Annotated in this window: 16 protein-coding genes; 11 read left to right on the forward strand and 5 right to left on the reverse strand. The window is 42.2% G+C overall.

The window, feature by feature from the left end:
- Window positions 1-214: 214 nt before the first annotated feature.
- Together IH879_01330 and IH879_01335 are read right to left on the reverse strand one after the other, a co-directional pair.
- The gene (locus IH879_01330) at window positions 215-415 is read right to left on the reverse strand and encodes a hypothetical protein (protein MCH7673577.1); all 201 of its coding nucleotides are present in this window, start codon (window positions 413-415) and stop codon (window positions 215-217) included.
- An 11-nt stretch (window positions 416-426) separates the two neighbouring features.
- On the reverse strand, window positions 427-669 hold the full coding sequence (locus tag IH879_01335; GenBank protein MCH7673578.1) for a hypothetical protein: 243 nt from the start codon (window positions 667-669) through the stop codon (window positions 427-429).
- 371 nt (window positions 670-1,040) lie between these two features.
- Here IH879_01335 and IH879_01340 point away from each other — a divergent pair, with 371 nt between their 5' ends.
- Window positions 1,041-1,346, forward strand: a complete 306-nt coding sequence (locus IH879_01340) for a CHAT domain-containing protein (protein ID MCH7673579.1) — start codon at window positions 1,041-1,043, stop codon at window positions 1,344-1,346.
- Here IH879_01340 and IH879_01345 read toward each other — a convergent pair.
- The 3 genes from IH879_01345 to IH879_01355 form a co-directional block, all read right to left on the reverse strand.
- Window positions 1,275-3,896 (reverse strand): insulinase family protein, encoded by a 2,622-nt coding sequence (locus IH879_01345; GenBank protein MCH7673580.1) that lies wholly within the window; start codon window positions 3,894-3,896, stop codon window positions 1,275-1,277. The two genes, IH879_01340 and IH879_01345, sit on opposite strands and share 72 nt — an antisense overlap.
- A 92-nt stretch (window positions 3,897-3,988) precedes the next feature.
- Complete coding sequence (locus tag IH879_01350) at window positions 3,989-6,184, reverse strand: transglycosylase SLT domain-containing protein (GenBank protein MCH7673581.1); 2,196 nt, start codon at window positions 6,182-6,184, stop codon at window positions 3,989-3,991.
- Between the two features lie 282 nt (window positions 6,185-6,466).
- Window positions 6,467-6,859, reverse strand: a complete 393-nt coding sequence (locus IH879_01355) for a VOC family protein (GenBank protein ID MCH7673582.1) — start codon at window positions 6,857-6,859, stop codon at window positions 6,467-6,469.
- 261 nt (window positions 6,860-7,120) lie between these two features.
- On the opposite strand from IH879_01355, the gene IH879_01360 reads away from it, so the two are divergent.
- The 10 genes from IH879_01360 to IH879_01405 all read left to right on the forward strand — a co-directional run bounded on the left by IH879_01360 (window position 7,121) and on the right by IH879_01405 (window position 14,359).
- Entirely contained in the window at window positions 7,121-8,419 is a 1,299-nt protein-coding gene (locus IH879_01360) for a DUF4339 domain-containing protein (GenBank protein ID MCH7673583.1), read from the forward strand.
- An 11-nt stretch (window positions 8,420-8,430) separates the two neighbouring features.
- Complete coding sequence (gene groES / locus IH879_01365) at window positions 8,431-8,715, forward strand: co-chaperone GroES (GenBank protein ID MCH7673584.1); 285 nt, start codon at window positions 8,431-8,433, stop codon at window positions 8,713-8,715.
- A 181-nt stretch (window positions 8,716-8,896) separates the two neighbouring features.
- A complete protein-coding gene (locus IH879_01370; protein ID MCH7673585.1) occupies window positions 8,897-9,670 on the forward strand; it encodes a MotA/TolQ/ExbB proton channel family protein in 774 nt (257 codons plus the stop codon).
- On the forward strand, window positions 9,657-10,055 hold the full coding sequence (locus tag IH879_01375; GenBank protein ID MCH7673586.1) for a biopolymer transporter ExbD: 399 nt from the start codon (window positions 9,657-9,659) through the stop codon (window positions 10,053-10,055). The genes IH879_01370 and IH879_01375 overlap by 14 nt, the downstream gene beginning before the upstream one ends.
- 42 nt (window positions 10,056-10,097) lie before the next feature.
- On the forward strand, window positions 10,098-10,733 hold the full coding sequence (locus tag IH879_01380; GenBank protein ID MCH7673587.1) for a TonB family protein: 636 nt from the start codon (window positions 10,098-10,100) through the stop codon (window positions 10,731-10,733).
- A 2-nt stretch (window positions 10,734-10,735) separates the two neighbouring features.
- Complete coding sequence (tolB, locus tag IH879_01385; protein ID MCH7673588.1) at window positions 10,736-12,046, forward strand: Tol-Pal system beta propeller repeat protein TolB; 1,311 nt, start codon at window positions 10,736-10,738, stop codon at window positions 12,044-12,046.
- A gap of 30 nt (window positions 12,047-12,076) precedes the next feature.
- Window positions 12,077-12,616, forward strand: a complete 540-nt coding sequence (locus IH879_01390; GenBank protein ID MCH7673589.1) for an OmpA family protein — start codon at window positions 12,077-12,079, stop codon at window positions 12,614-12,616.
- 13 nt (window positions 12,617-12,629) lie between these two features.
- Entirely contained in the window at window positions 12,630-13,415 is a 786-nt protein-coding gene (ybgF, locus tag IH879_01395; protein MCH7673590.1) for a tol-pal system protein YbgF, read from the forward strand.
- Window positions 13,416-13,430: 15 nt separating this feature from the next.
- Window positions 13,431-13,931 (forward strand): cytochrome c-type biogenesis protein CcmH, encoded by a 501-nt coding sequence (locus tag IH879_01400; protein MCH7673591.1) that lies wholly within the window; start codon window positions 13,431-13,433, stop codon window positions 13,929-13,931.
- Window positions 13,931-14,359: a hypothetical protein gene (locus IH879_01405; GenBank protein MCH7673592.1), complete on the forward strand. Its 429-nt coding sequence runs from the start codon at window positions 13,931-13,933 to the stop codon at window positions 14,357-14,359. The genes IH879_01400 and IH879_01405 overlap by 1 nt, the downstream gene beginning before the upstream one ends.
- Window positions 14,360-14,466 lie beyond the last annotated feature (107 nt).

The raw sequence follows: 14,466 nt of genomic DNA on the forward strand, positions 1-14,466 counted from the left end.
ATATTTGAAAAATTAATGTACTTCAAAAAAACTGATTAGTCCACTACTTTATTCCAAACTTACAATCGAAATCCTGTCAAATATACCTGCCTATAATCAATTTTATTCCCATGGATGAGTTTTTCGCTAATGTTGCCGTCAAAAAAAGAAGTCGTTCGAAAAAAATTCAAACGACTTCTTTTACATTAAATGGAGGTACACACGAGACGCTCGCCTAAGCCGCTTTTTGGGTCAGATTTCCATATGGCTCCACGGATAATTGGCAACCAAGAAATCCATCTGCTAAGTAAGTTGACAATCCTTCAATAAATTCAATGTGCCGTTTTTTGCGATCCGCATGCTTATTCATCATCTTCTCGATTTCCCTGCAAGGACTAGCATTCATTTCCCGGTGGCGGCTCTCATTTGCTTGCATGGCTGTCTCCTCTACGCTAAGGCAGGTTCAACTCGGTCCCGTCTTACTGGATATTCAGATTTGAATTCATCAGCAAGACCCCCGGAAACCCAAAGCATGACCGCTTCTTGAAAAGTAATAGGCTCGACACTCTCATGTGACAGGCTTCTTCTGAAACTTTCGATTTCCATCAACTGCAGCGCCATATAATCTGATTGTTTAAATTTTTCCTCGTTCATGATAGCCACCTCAAATCTGATGGGTTTTATTTTCATTATAATTAACCTTTCAATTTTCATAAATCATTTCTGCAAAAAATATACCAACTAAATTAAAAAAAATCTATACACAAATTTTCTTCTAAGTCGCAATTTTTCTTGAAGATGGCATAAGTTACCTGATTTACGGGATGGGTAATTTAAGTTCAGTTAGCAGACACTTCGTCCGAAAGTGGGCGATTTCTTTTCACTTTGAGACAAAAAGATATACTTTTTTACATGGTTGGTATAATGCAAAATAGAGATACTCTAATATTTTAATTATTTTTACTTTTTTGAGACAAAAAACTGGTAGAAATTGTCATTTAATATTAGATTATCATAACAACTATGAAAAAACGAAACTGATATGAATTCAATCAACCTCAATGTTTTGGCAGATTTTGATGACAAGCCTGGTGATTCCGCATGTCCATATAGTCCTTTTGATCCAGATTAATTTTTTTGAAAACTGGTTGAATTTCGGACATGATAAAGCCGAAGCATTGCGTCAGGCCCAACTCAATATGATCAACCTGTTGAAAAATAATCCAATTTACGATTTCCCACATCCTTATTTTTGGGCAGCCGCAACGCTTACGGGCTCTACTATTGAAGCAAGCCTAACTTTTTTTCCCACGAACCATCCCAACTGCATACCGATTCAAATCGAAGTATTTTCGAGCCACTTCTAAAATATTGTCTGCCGTCACTTTTTCGATCTTCGCTTTAAAACGCTCTACTTCTTCAAAGCCTTTGCCCAGCATTTCATTATGGGCGAATTGCACCATTTGTGCGCGGCAGGTTTCCAAACCGATTTGATGAGTACCCGTGGTGTACTGAATCGACTGCTTCAATTCTTGCTCGGAAATGGGCTCAGTGATGAGTTTCTCAAATTCTTTAAGCAAACCGTTTTTTGCCTGCTCCTCATTTTGCGGCGAAGTCGCGATGTACGCCAGGAAAGCACCGCCATATAGTCTCGATACTAAAAAAGTAGACACCTGATAAGCTAAGCTCTGGCGGCTGCGCAGTTCTTCAAAAAATCGGCCGCCCAATCCGGATAACACATTTTGCAGTACGGTCAACGGGTAATAATCGTCGTTGGTATATCGAGGCCCTGAAAATCCTAAAACCAAAGCAGTCTGATTTTTGTCAAGGTTTTCGATGCACGATTCAATTTTAGATAGATTTTGTACTTTGGGAATCTCGAACGGATTTTCTCTCGAATTGTCATTGCAAAGACGTTGTTCAAGCAATTTCTTAATTTTATCCGTATCCACATCCCCGACAACGCTCACCACGAGATTCTCCGGTAAAAAGTGACTCGCGTGCCAATCGAGGAGTTTTTCGCGATTAATGGCTGTCACGGTTTCTTCATGGCCTTGTGCAGGACATCCGTAAGGATGTCCTTGAAAAAGAACAGCATAAAACAACTGCATGGGATATCGAAACATGTCATCTTTGATTCGTAAAATTTGTGCGATTGTGTTCTCTTTTTCTTTACTTAATTCTTCCTCGGGAAAAGTAGGTTCAGTAAGGATGTCTGTAAAAACATCTAACCCCGAGTCAAAGTTTTTGGAAAGAATGCTCAGGGTCCCGCTGAGATAATCCGGATCATTAGATAAAGAAATCCCGCCGCCGAGGCTCGCGATTTCGGTTGCAATTTGTGCTGCTGTGCGACTCCGGGTGCCCTTCAAGAGTGTGCGGGCGTTCAACCCGGAGATGCCGGAAATTGCTTCAATTTCTCGTGACCGGCCGCCTTTCGCAAAAACCCCCATCGAGACAATCGGAACTTGATGGCTTTCTTTTATAAGCAACGTGAGTCCGTTTGAAAGTGTGTGGCGGGCAATTCCCTTCTCTCCGCTATTTGCAGAAATAATTTCAAAAAGCGCCGGCTTAAAAACAGGCTTTCTTTTTTCAGGAGGTTCGCTTCTCTTGCTGATGAAAAGATGCTGCCGAAGTTCACTTTCAATTTCGGCAGCACTTACTGGGTCCTGCTGAAACTGTTCCGGAACATATTCCAGAAGACTGCAATTTTTAAGAGTTAAATATCTTTCAGCAACACGCCGAACATCCTCCCCAGTTACTTCGTAGAGTCGATTCAAATAGGTTTCAGCTAAACAAAAATCGCCCAATGCCTCATAACTTGCAAGAATACTCGCCTGCCCCGAGGCCGACTCCATGCTGAATACGAAGGTAGATTCCAGCAAATTCCGCGATTTGGTCAACTCCTCTTCCGTAACGAGGTGGGTGCATAATTTGGCGATTTCTGAAAATATTGCGGTCTCTGCTTCACGTAGTTTTTCCGGTTTGGCTGTTGCATCGATTACAAAAATTCCCAAATCTTTGAGAGAAAAGTTATAGGCAGAAATCGAATGAACCAGCTCTTTTTCCTCTTTAATCACCTGAAATAACCGGGAACTACGACCGAGGCCAAGAATAAAGGCAAGAATTTCAAGAGCATAACTATCCTCGTGAAAAATTTCAGGTGTGTGAAAGCCTACCCTCAGATAACCTTGCTGGACGTCTCCTTTGACAACACTGTACTTAAAATGACTTTGCTGTGGTTCAGGTGGAGATTCTTCCTTAACCAAACGTCCTCTTTCAAAATCAGTATATTTTTTTTCAATTTCAACCAGGACTTCATTTGTGTCGATGTCCCCGACAACCACCAAAATAATATTTTCCGGGCGGTACAAGTTTTTGTAAAAAGAGAGGAAATCATCTCGAGTGAATGCTCTTAACCCGTCTTCCATTCCGATTCGCCAACGCCGCATTCGATGCTTTTCAAAAGCGAGCTCGAACATCCTTTCCGTGGCAACTGCGGAAGGTGTATCCAGTTTTCGTTTCGCTTCCTGAATAACCACCTCAGTTTCTTTCTGCAATTCATCCGGATCGAAGATGGAATTCATAAGAGCATCCGCTTGAATATCCAGACCCTGAGCAAAGTTCCTGCCTGGTAAAACCGTGTAATAAAGCGTGTGATCGTAAATTGTGCTGGCGTTTAAATATCCACCTAAGGATTTGGTTTCGCGGGCAATTTGCCCGACACCTCTCTTCTTCGTACCTTTAAAAAACATGTGTTCAATGAGATGGGAGATCCCGGCCAGGCGATCCGATTCATTAAAATAGCCTGCTTTCACGTAAGAAAAAATAGCGGCAACCGGAGCATTGTGATTTTCCTTGATGAGCACGGTTAGACCATTATTGAGGACGATTTTTTTGACGCCTGTACTTAGCTTCAAGATAGCTTCACAATCAAATAAAAAAAGCGCACCCAAGAAGATGCGCTAATGTGAAATGAAAATACAATTTCAGATTCAAAAGTAAGAATGCCTCAATTGTTCAGGATAGCACCTGAATCTCTGGCCTCGACGAGGGGAACGACGATTTCGTCACCGGCTGCAAGATTCAGCAAAGCTTTATTCGGATTATGTTTTTTCAGCAGCCAGTAGGGTACTTCAAAAGTGTTGTTGCAAAGCACCCAAATCGACTCTCCACGTCTGACTTTATGAATTGTTTGACCCTCTACAATAAAATTACCGTAGAAATCTTCTTCGATGCCCTGGTGATATTCAAGCCGGCGGCGGTGAAACTCTTCCGGCGTCACATTTTGAAATGTCAGCCAGAGCAGCTGGCCCAATTGGATGGCTTGCCCGTATGAAAATCTGTTGACTCTTCGCAATGTTTGAGTCGGTACATCCAGCCAATCTGCAAAATGTCCGAGAGTTTCATCCGGTTCTATGGTTACCTGACCATTCTCGGGAAGCGCTATGTCTCGGAAAGATTCATGAAGTACTTCAACCACAGGAGCTTTGACAACTCTCGTCCCCATCGACCTGGTCAGCTCAACATAGTGGTTGGGCAGGGCCATCGCCATAACTTCTTCAACCGTCTCAACTTGATTTTCTAACTTCTTAATCTCAATCAGAGTCAGCGTTTTGTCTTTTTTAATGACTCTTTCCTCGCGCTTCGGTTTTGGGGAAACACTCGTTACCGGGTCCATTGCAAAAGAAGGTTTGTCTGCCGCTTCATAGGCATTTGATTTCACCACTCGAAACGTTTGCGGCACATCAAGGACCGAGACTTTATCGGTTTTACTTAAATCAGGCATTTCGGCCAATTGAGACGTTTCAGCCATGACAATAGAAATGGGGACCTGCTTTGCACCGCGGCCGGCCGGAATTTGCAAATTTTGTCCGACATAAATACGATGTGAATTGCGAATATTATTTGCACCCATTAGCTCGCCCAAAGAAACCCTGTATTTACGGGCAATCCTGCTCAGGTTTTCACCCGACCGTACTTTGTGCCATTTCGCCCGAATTTGATCGGTATACTTAACATTCGCGGGGATCTGAGCATAAACTGCCTGGATATCCAGGCCTGACCGATAGGGGACTCGAATTGGAAAATCCTTCGGAATCCGTCTTTTTGAATTGATAACTGAAGGGCGAAAAGCAGGATTAAACTCGGCAAATTCTTTAAGAGAGATGTCTAATTTACTAGTTAAATCGCTCACTTTAATATAATGCGGCGTGTTAAAAGAAATGAAATCTCTTGCTTTATGAAACTCAATTTCACCAAAATAATCCCGGTGATTTTGGGTGATGTGCAGCGCTGCTAAAAATTCAGAGTAGAAATTCCGGGAAGCAAACCCGAAACTCCCGCTTCGGTAGTATTTAACGATTCTACCGATGTTATCGCCAAATTTTTTCTTCGCTCTAATCATGCCATTCCGCCCATGATTGTAAGCCGTGACCGCCAGGGGCCACGAACGGAGTTTTTCGTGATTCCGTTTAAGATGCAAGGCTGCGGATTCCGTGGCACGAATGGGATCGAGACGCTCGTCGACTTCGTAATTAATTTTCATGTAACTGCGCCCGGTAGAACGAGTAAACTGCCAAATACCCGCCGCGCCGAATTTTGAGTAAGCTTTATAATTAAATGAGGATTCTACGTGCGGAATCGCCAAAAGCTCGAGAGGTAAGTTGGCTTCCTGAAAGATTTTTTTCATATAGGGTAAATATAAGCCTGAGCGTTGTAACCCAAGCCTGAATCGCTCTCTTAACCCGTTTTGACCGCGGATGTTTCTGGACGCTTTAAGGAGCCGTTTCGAGGTCAACTCTCCATTAAACAGAGAGGCGACATATCTTTCTTTGCCTCTCAGGGATTCAATTCTCAGTTTTTTCTTTCTCGATAATTTGCGCAGAATAGACTTATATCCCTTTTTAATTCTTTCAATCTTTTTCCACTGCAGGCGCTCGGAAACATTAATGCCTCGAAACAAGGAATCCATGTTTACGACTTCATAAACAATGCTCAAATCGTACGAGTCGTGAATCACAACATCGCGTTCCGAATATTTGGCGTAGATATTTTTCCAAAACTCGACATTCGGTTTAAGGGATTCCGGGGTTGGAAAAAGTCTCGAGGAAGAATTGTTCGTCCGTGCAACAAGTGCATCACTACCAAACAGAAATAAAGTAAATATAAGTATAGCTGAAAATCCTAATCGATCCCTCAAATTCATGCTAAGGCTCCAAAATTAGTCGTTATTTCCATTCAAATTTTCTTCCACTAACAATTAGTTTTGCAAAGACTGTTCCAATTCTCGAAAGTCGATTTGCTAAGATTAACGCTACCTACGGTATAAATAATTCCTGTCAAATTCTTTATTGAGCCGGAGAAATATTTTTTAATAATACTCTTATCCCCTAAGCACCCAAACAGTATCGACAAAATTAGCAGAAAATCTTAAAATAAATACAGATAAAATGCAAAAAGGTCAAGTAAAAACTGGAATTTACCCTATTTAAACCCATGTATCCGAAGTCGCCAATTCAACTGAGTTCATGAAAGGGTCGCGAAAATAAATAGACTTTCCCCCGGAAGGCCAATTGTATTCCTGTTCAATTTCGATTTTCTGATCGTTCAATCGATTTCTCCAAAAGTTAAGGCTCCGATGTTCAATTGTGAAAGCAATATGACCCTGACCGATTGCACCGTGAGCAGGTACCGAGCCACCCTTTTCCGTTTCAGTCGGATTAAACAAAAGGAGCATGCATTCTCCAATTCTAAAAAAAACGTAACGGTTATCTTCTACTGCATAAGGTTCTAAATCGAAAAGCACCTGGTAGAATGCTGCGGCTTTTTTAATATCAGAGGCATAAAGACAGGTTTCAAGGATTTGATTGACTAAAGACATAATGAGGACTCCTTATTTTCAAATTCAGACAAGGTGTAATATAGCCAGTTTTTTCCAAGGCAGGCAAGAAAAATAATTTCAAAACCATCATCAAGAACAAGTTTTCGTAATATGACAGGATTTCTTGACAATTACGGTCGAATCGTTTATATTATGCCCTTTAAAAAATCGTGAGTCCTCTGTTGAGGAAAAAGGACCTCCCAGCTCAAACATAATTCAATAAAAAAACTCTCATCGTCGATCGCAGCAAAAGAGGAAAATATGGAAAACATTTTCATTAAAGTAGAAGAAAAAGAGTACGGCCCGGTAACTTTAGATGAATTTAAAACTCTGGCCAGAGAGGGAAGTGTATCCAGGGATGATTTGGTTTGGAGTGAAAATTTAGATGACTGGATGTCGGCCGCTCAAGTTGATGAGCTAAAAAGGTTCTTTCCCACAAATAGCAAAAACGGCGCGCATAAATGCAAACTTTATGCAGTTGCAAGTGGTAAAGGAGGGGTTGGCAAAACCGTACTAACCTGCTCAATCGGGGTGGCTCTTTCTTCAATGGGAAGCGATGTCATTATAGTGGACGGCGATTTCGGCGGCGCAAATCTTCATACCTGTATGGGAATTCTGGAACCGGAATATACGTTCTTTGATTTTTATTCGCTGCAAAAAGACAACTTGAGTCAGATTGTCTTAGACACGCCGATTGAAAACCTGCGAATAATCAGCGGGGCGTGCGGGACTCTGGGACTTGCAAACCCGAAATATTTTCAGAAACAGCGTTTTATTCGTGAACTAAAGCACCTGCCGGCAGATGCTGTTTTCCTCGATCTGGGCGCCGGTTCCTCTTACAACACTATCGATTTTTTTCTGCTCGCCGATGAGAAAATTCTGGTTGTAACACCTGAGCCGACTTCTATTTATGAAGCTTTCGGTTTTTTAAAAATCTGTTTGATGCGGGAGCTGAATCGGGTGCTTAAAAATTTTCCTGAGGCCATGGAGCTCATTGCCAGTGATGAGATTAACAAACCCGGTAAGACCCACCTTACCATCGGCGATCTGCTGCAGCAAGTCAAAAAAATCAATGAACAAGCATTTAATGTATTCAAGAACGTGTTGGATAATTTCAGCCCAAGACTTATTCTCAACATGGTTAAGGATGATGAAGATCTTAAAGAAGGCAAAGCGATTCAGGCGGCGGCAATGGAGCTTCTATCAATTCACATAGAATATTTAGGATATATTTCTTACGATCATGAGGTGAGAGCAGCGGTTAAAAATGTAAAACCGTTTCTTTTAAATAACCCAAAATCACAAGCATCTAAAGACCTTTCAGCATTAATCAGGGTCAACCTATTAGGCAAAAAAGGCGTAAAAGAAATTCTTGAAAAATACCGCTGGCGCAAACAAGTTGAAAATTATGCCAAAGAATTTCCGGAACGGGCAGATTTCTTACAAGACGCGCCGATTTGTTCAATGAATTGTTTTTACTGGGGGGACTGTGAATATGAGGATGGCGGCAAACCTTGCAGGGTTCGCCATTTAGAGCCAAGATTAAAAGAACTAAACTAAAGGAGGAGAAAATGAACATTAAGCCATTAGGGGATCGCGTTTTAATCAAAAGATTAGAGGCGGAAGAGAAAACAGCCAGTAACATCATTATTCCTGACGTTGCAAAAGAAAAACCGCAAAAAGGCGAAGTCGTTGCAGTTGGTACCGGAAAGGTTGATAAGAACGGTAAAAAAATTCCAATGTCAGTGAAGAAAGGCGACAAAATCTTATTTGGCAAATACGCCGGCGACGAATGGAAAAGCGGCGGTGGCGAATACCTGTTTTTATCAGATGATGAAATATTAGCTATTTTATAATTTTAAGCCTTTTGAAAGAAACGTTTGCAAGCAAGGTGATTAGCAATGCCTTGCTTTTTTTATGATGTCCAGCGATTCCATCCCTTTGAGCTATGGAATCAGTTAGACATTAGGGAACTTCCAATCCTCAAGAATGTAAAAACGCTAACGCAAAACACCCTATAATTCGGAGTTTTCTTTCATGACATTTATTGCAGTCTTAACGCAAGTTAGCGAGCCAATTGTGCAGCAAGCACCCCTTACTCCTAGCGCTTTGGATCTTGTACTCAATGCCGGCATCGTTGCCAAAATTGTCCTGGGATTACTTGCCATATTTTCCATTATTTCCTGGGGAATTATTTTGGATAAATTGCGGGTTTTTAGACGGGTTGGTAAAGAAACAGATGATTTTATGCGATTGTTCCAATTGCGCAAAGGCGTCAAAGAAATTCTGCAGGCGAGCAGGCAGTATCCCAAAAATCCATTTGCAACCGTTTTCAAGGAAGCTTACTGGCTTTTTAACAAAAGCGAAGACCCTGCCTCAAATCCATCTTTAGCAGGGGGTATGGATTTGCTGCGGGAGCAGAAAACAAAGGCCGAGCACACATCTGATGATCTCGTACGTTTGTTTGATTCCGTAGCCAGCCGTGAAGTTTTAGGTCTTGAAAAAAATTTGGTTTTTCTGGCAACAACAGGCAGCGTCAGTCCATTTTTTGGTTTATTTGGCACGATTTGGGGGGTCATGAACGCGTTTCTTGCGATTGGATTTACGGGTTCTGCCGATCTAAGTGTGGTGGCCCCAGGAATTGCCGAAGCACTTATTACAACCCTTGCCGGTTTAGGGGCAGCGATTCCTGCGGTTATGGGTTATAATTATTTTGTTAACAAACTCAAGCGCATCAGCTCGGAATTGGAAATATTTTATTCAAATTTAATCGAAGCTTTTTCGAAAAAGGAAACTCATGAAGTCCGGTAAATATACCAGCCTTTCGGAAATAAACGTGACCTCCCTGGTAGACGTCACGCTGGTTTTACTGATTATCTTCATGATAACCGCACCGCTTCTGCGTTCTGGAATGCAAGTTGAACTGCCGCAAACGGTTGCAAAAGAGATTGACCCGGGAAAAGCAATCGTTTTAACGGTTGCTAAAAACGGCGACCTTTTTTGGGAAAGGGAAAAAATAAACTTACAAGTTCTGCGCGAACGTTTGGTAAAACGCAAGGTTTCCAATCGATTGAAACCGATCCTGCTGCAGGGCGACAAAGAAGTCTCTTATGGCCACGTCATTGGAGTAATGGATCTCCTCAAAGAATTGGAAATTGAAAAATTAGGTCTGGTTTTGAAACCGCGGCAACGTTAGGTTTGTACTGATACAAGTCAGGGATTTGGATATTAACTTCCGATGAAATCAAATATTCTATTCTCTTTTGCTCTCCATATTATTATTTTTGCAGCCATATTTCTCTACCGTTCTGAACCTCGGAAGTTCGAAGGATATCCAACCGTGATCCCGGTCGAATTAGTTCAAATAGAGCCTGTTTCATTTAAGGCTCCCGAAGTTGAAAAACTCAAACCAAAACAACAGAAGGTTAAGCCCCAGCCCAGGAAATTAGAAGGTGTGACGGTTGAAAAAAAGAAAGTCGAAGAGGAACCGGAGGAGCAGCCGCCAAAACAGAAAGAAACCCCTGAAAAATCAAACGAAGGTAAATCAACGGTCGGCAGCGAGAAAGTTCGCTTGGATGTAAAGGAATTTCCATTTTCCTATTATCTTGCACTATTGCAATCCCGGATTCAGGCCAATTGGGAGCCTCCTTTCTCTTCGAGCAGGCAGTCACTTTTTAAAAAGGCAGTCGTTTATTTCAAAATACAACGTAACGGAAAATTGACCAATCTATCGCTTGAAAGTAAATCCAGAGATTCCCGATTCGATCAAGCCGCTTTGCGGGCTGTGACACTTGCCAGTCCACTGCCCCCTCTGCCGTTTGATTTTCCCGAACCTTCACTCGGTGTCCATTTTGAATTTGCACAAGGAAATTGAAGTTGAATATAAGTTCTAAAAAAATCACGTCTTATTTATTGATTTTACCCTGCCTCTTCTTTGCGGTTGAAGCAATTGCACAAACAGATGTCTACTTAAGAGTGTACACCAAAACCTTCCAGCGGATGGAAATCGATTTGTACAATTTCGAAGGAGAATACGGGAACAAAGCCGCCGAGATGACCGATTTAATAAACGATGTTTTGAGCAATGACCTCTGGATGTCCGGTTATTTTAAAGTAAATAAAAAATCGGGGGCGCCGCAAAATAATAAAAACGGTAACAGTGTCGACACACGGGGCAGTACCGGCGCTTTAGCACAAGTAAGCGGCAGCTTCAATCTCAATTTCAATAACAATAGGATTTCCATTCAGCCCCATCTCATTGATAACGCCTCCGGCAGAACAATTATTAAACTCGAGTACACAAATAAAATCGGAAAAGAAAGGTATCTGATCCACAAAATCGCCGACGATATCGTTTACAGCTTGACCGGGGAAAAAGGGATCGCGAGGTCCAAAGTAGCATTTGTGAGTGAACAAAGTAACGGCGCAAAAGAAATTTCGGTTATGGATTATGATGGACATAACCGAACGACCTTGACCTCTAATAAAAGTATCAACCTCTCCCCCGCCTGGTCGCCGGAGGGCACGCAAATTTGTTACACTTCCTACAAAACCGGCAACCCTGACCTTTTCGTTTTCAATCTTCGAACCAACTCTCAAATTCGTTTGTCAAATCGGAAAGGATTGAACTCGGCACCGGCCTGGTCCCCGGACGGCGCGAAGATTGCTTTAACACTGTCAAAGGACGGCAATGCGGAGCTTTACATTTTGGAAGTTGAAAAGAAAAAAATCAGGCGACTAACTTACAACCGCGCCATCGATTCATCGCCAACGTGGTCGCCTACAAATCGAGAAATCGCTTTCACTTCCGACAGGTCCGGTTCGCCACAAGTTTACATTATGGATTCGGATGGAGTAAATGTCCGGCGCCTTACTTTTGAAGGCGGTTATAACGATTCCCCAAGCTGGTCGCCGCGCGGTGACAAAATCGCTTTTGTTTCGAGAACTCAGAGTGGTTTCGATATTTATACAATTGATGTCACCGGCGAAAACCAGATGCGGCTCACCGACAGCAGCGGCAGCAATGAGGATCCGTCGTGGTCTCCAAACGGGTTTAGCCTGATTTTCAGTTCAACCCGTAGCGGCAATAAAAGGCTCTATTCAATGTTTTGGGATGGTTCTGATCAAAAAAGCCTGACTTCAGGCGGAACAAATTATTCGCCTGCGTGGTCAGCCCAATTGAAATAATCTAAAACTATTATTATAATTTGGAGGGATATGATGAACAAAAGACAAACAATTTTGAAGTTTATACTTTTAGCTTGTATTCTTGTTCTACTTGCAGGTTGTGGCGGCAGTAAGGAAACTGTCAATTTTGAACCGGACCCATTTCCTGAACCCGACCCGGTAACTGAAGAACCGGCTAATTTAAATTTAGAGCCTGATCCACCCAAAGAAGACGACATTCAATCAAAACAGCCTCTTGTGTTAAAGACAATTAATTTTGATTTCGATCGGTCTTCGCTCACTCCGACTGCAAAAGCAATGCTTGCAGAAAACGCCCGCCAACTTTTGGAGAACCCGGCGGTCAGTGTTCGAATCGAAGGTCACTGCGATGAACGGGGAACAGTTGAATACAATCTTGCGTTAGGCGAAATGCGGGCAATGGTCACCCGGGATTACTTAATTAATTACGGTATTAGTCCAAATCAAATCACTGTTTTGAGTTACGGCAAAGAAAGGCCGTTAGACCCAAGACATACTCCTGATGCCTGGGACAAAAATAGAAGAGCCGAATTTCTTAAAATAACCCAATAATGAATTTTTAAAAATGAAGAACAAAATTTTATATTTAATAACGGCAATTTTGGTGTTGTTCATCTTTTGGGGCTGCGCGTCACAAAAGCGAATTAGTTCAAATCAGACTCAGTTTGACAATTTGAAGCGTGAGATTAAGTTTTATAAGGATCAGAATTCGCAGCTACGCAGAGAAATTGATACTTTAAAGAAACAACTGTCAGAGATAGAGCTCGCCAACCGCCGGGATAAAGCTGATCTCACAGCCCAAATCGATGAAGTCCGCCAGAAATTGGATGCGCTTCAAAACCTGCTTCAGGATACCAATTACAGAATCAGTGACTTAAATCAAAGGTCGCCATCCAGGGATATTTTTCAACCGAATGACCAAAATACTTCTGCGCCAGGTGATACTTCCGCCAGATCACAAACTTTCCCGGTCGATTCGTCACGCGAACTTTACAACACGGCTTATCGTGATTTAATCCGCGGCAATTACCAATTAGCGCTCTCCGGTTTCCGGCAATTTGTCCGGCAGTATCCCAATTCTGATTTAATAGGCAACGCCCAATATTGGATCGGCGAAGTTTTTTATGCCCAGGGCCGCTACTCCAACGCCATTGAAGAATTTGAAAAGGTGGTGCGCCGGTACCGAAACAGTGACAAGAACGCCTCAGCTCTTTTAAAAATTGGCTATGCTTATTTCAATATCGATGAAATCGAACAAGGGAAGATATATTTAGAAGAAGTCGTTCAGCAGCATCCCGACTCGGAAGAAGCTAATTTGGCTAAAGGGCGGCTGGCTTCTCTAAATGAATAATTCTGAGGTTATCTTATGAAGGAACTGCAAATTACAGCCGCCCTTTTTCTCCTCGTAGCCGTTCCAGCCGTGCTTCTTTCTGCCCTCGAATCTGATGGCAGCGATGATCTTCAATCCTTACAAAAAGATATAGAACACAGTTTAGTAGCGCCCTGTTGCTGGAACATGACCGTTGACCAGCACGAATCCCCAGCCTCCCACAAAGTACGCGACAAGATTGCAGAATTACTTGAACAAAGCAAAACCAAAGAGGAAATTCTCACTTATTTTACCGCGCAACCGCAGTATGGAGAACGTATCTTGGCAGCGCCGTCACAAAAAAACTTTTTGGGAAAAATGGCTTATTGGCTTATTCCCATCGTTTTCATTTTCGGCGGTTTAATAGCCGTAAAAACCATAAGGAGTTTATCGAAAGCCAAATCCACAAAACCTGCCCAACATAAAAAGACAGAGAGTCAGCCAAACGGAGACAAATGGGAACAAAAAGTAGAAGATGAATTAAGCGAACTGGATTGATGCCCGCCAAGCTCACCCGCATGCACACTGCCGAACACATCCTCACGGTGGTGATGCGAAAATTCTACGACGCGCCCCGCAACTTAGAATTCCACCTCAATGAGAAAAAGACCAAATGTGATTATGAAGTTCCCCGCTCTTTAAACGAGCAAGATATTATTCAGATAGAGACGCTGGTAAATCAAGAAATCAATGCCAACCATTCGGTCTCCTATTTTTTTGTTCACCGCGAAGAAGCCAAGGAATATGATCTTTGGAAAGTCCCGGCCGAAACCCAGGAAATCCGCATCGTCAAGATTGGCGAGTTTGATGCGCAGCCATGTCGTGGTGAACACGTCAGCCGTACAAATGAAATTGGCAAATTTAGTGTCAGCAGTTATGAATTACGAGAAAACGGCCGGGTGCGCATTCGGTTTAAAATAGACTGAGCTTTCCCTTTTTCATCTTCACTTTCATTTTCTAATTTTTATATTAATCAATGAAAAATGATTAATTTTTAAAAATAAATGGACATATCAATGTTTCGGTGGCGCTA

The organism is candidate division KSB1 bacterium (assembly GCA_022562085.1).
In the GTDB taxonomy this organism is placed as follows: domain Bacteria; phylum Zhuqueibacterota; class Zhuqueibacteria; order Oceanimicrobiales; family Oceanimicrobiaceae; genus Oceanimicrobium.

Excerpts from the sequence above, each read along its gene's own strand:
- IH879_01350 (MCH7673581.1), bottom strand. The coding sequence starts at position 6,184 with ATGAATTTGAGGGATCGATTAGGATTTTCAGCTATACTTATATTTACT.
- IH879_01360 (MCH7673583.1), top strand. The coding sequence starts at position 7,121 with ATGGAAAACATTTTCATTAAAGTAGAAGAAAAAGAGTACGGCCCGGTA.
- IH879_01335 (MCH7673578.1), bottom strand. The coding sequence starts at position 669 with ATGAAAATAAAACCCATCAGATTTGAGGTGGCTATCATGAACGAGGAA.
- IH879_01390 (MCH7673589.1), top strand. The coding sequence starts at position 12,077 with ATGATGAACAAAAGACAAACAATTTTGAAGTTTATACTTTTAGCTTGT.
- IH879_01340 (MCH7673579.1), top strand. The coding sequence starts at position 1,041 with ATGTTTTGGCAGATTTTGATGACAAGCCTGGTGATTCCGCATGTCCAT.
- IH879_01405 (MCH7673592.1), top strand. The coding sequence starts at position 13,931 with ATGCCCGCCAAGCTCACCCGCATGCACACTGCCGAACACATCCTCACG.
- IH879_01375 (MCH7673586.1), top strand. The coding sequence starts at position 9,657 with ATGAAGTCCGGTAAATATACCAGCCTTTCGGAAATAAACGTGACCTCC.
- IH879_01330 (MCH7673577.1), bottom strand. The coding sequence starts at position 415 with ATGCAAGCAAATGAGAGCCGCCACCGGGAAATGAATGCTAGTCCTTGC.
- IH879_01370 (MCH7673585.1), top strand. The coding sequence starts at position 8,897 with ATGACATTTATTGCAGTCTTAACGCAAGTTAGCGAGCCAATTGTGCAG.
- IH879_01400 (MCH7673591.1), top strand. The coding sequence starts at position 13,431 with ATGAAGGAACTGCAAATTACAGCCGCCCTTTTTCTCCTCGTAGCCGTT.
- IH879_01380 (MCH7673587.1), top strand. The coding sequence starts at position 10,098 with ATGAAATCAAATATTCTATTCTCTTTTGCTCTCCATATTATTATTTTT.
- IH879_01355 (MCH7673582.1), bottom strand. The coding sequence starts at position 6,859 with ATGTCTTTAGTCAATCAAATCCTTGAAACCTGTCTTTATGCCTCTGAT.
- groES (MCH7673584.1), top strand. The coding sequence starts at position 8,431 with ATGAACATTAAGCCATTAGGGGATCGCGTTTTAATCAAAAGATTAGAG.
- ybgF (MCH7673590.1), top strand. The coding sequence starts at position 12,630 with ATGAAGAACAAAATTTTATATTTAATAACGGCAATTTTGGTGTTGTTC.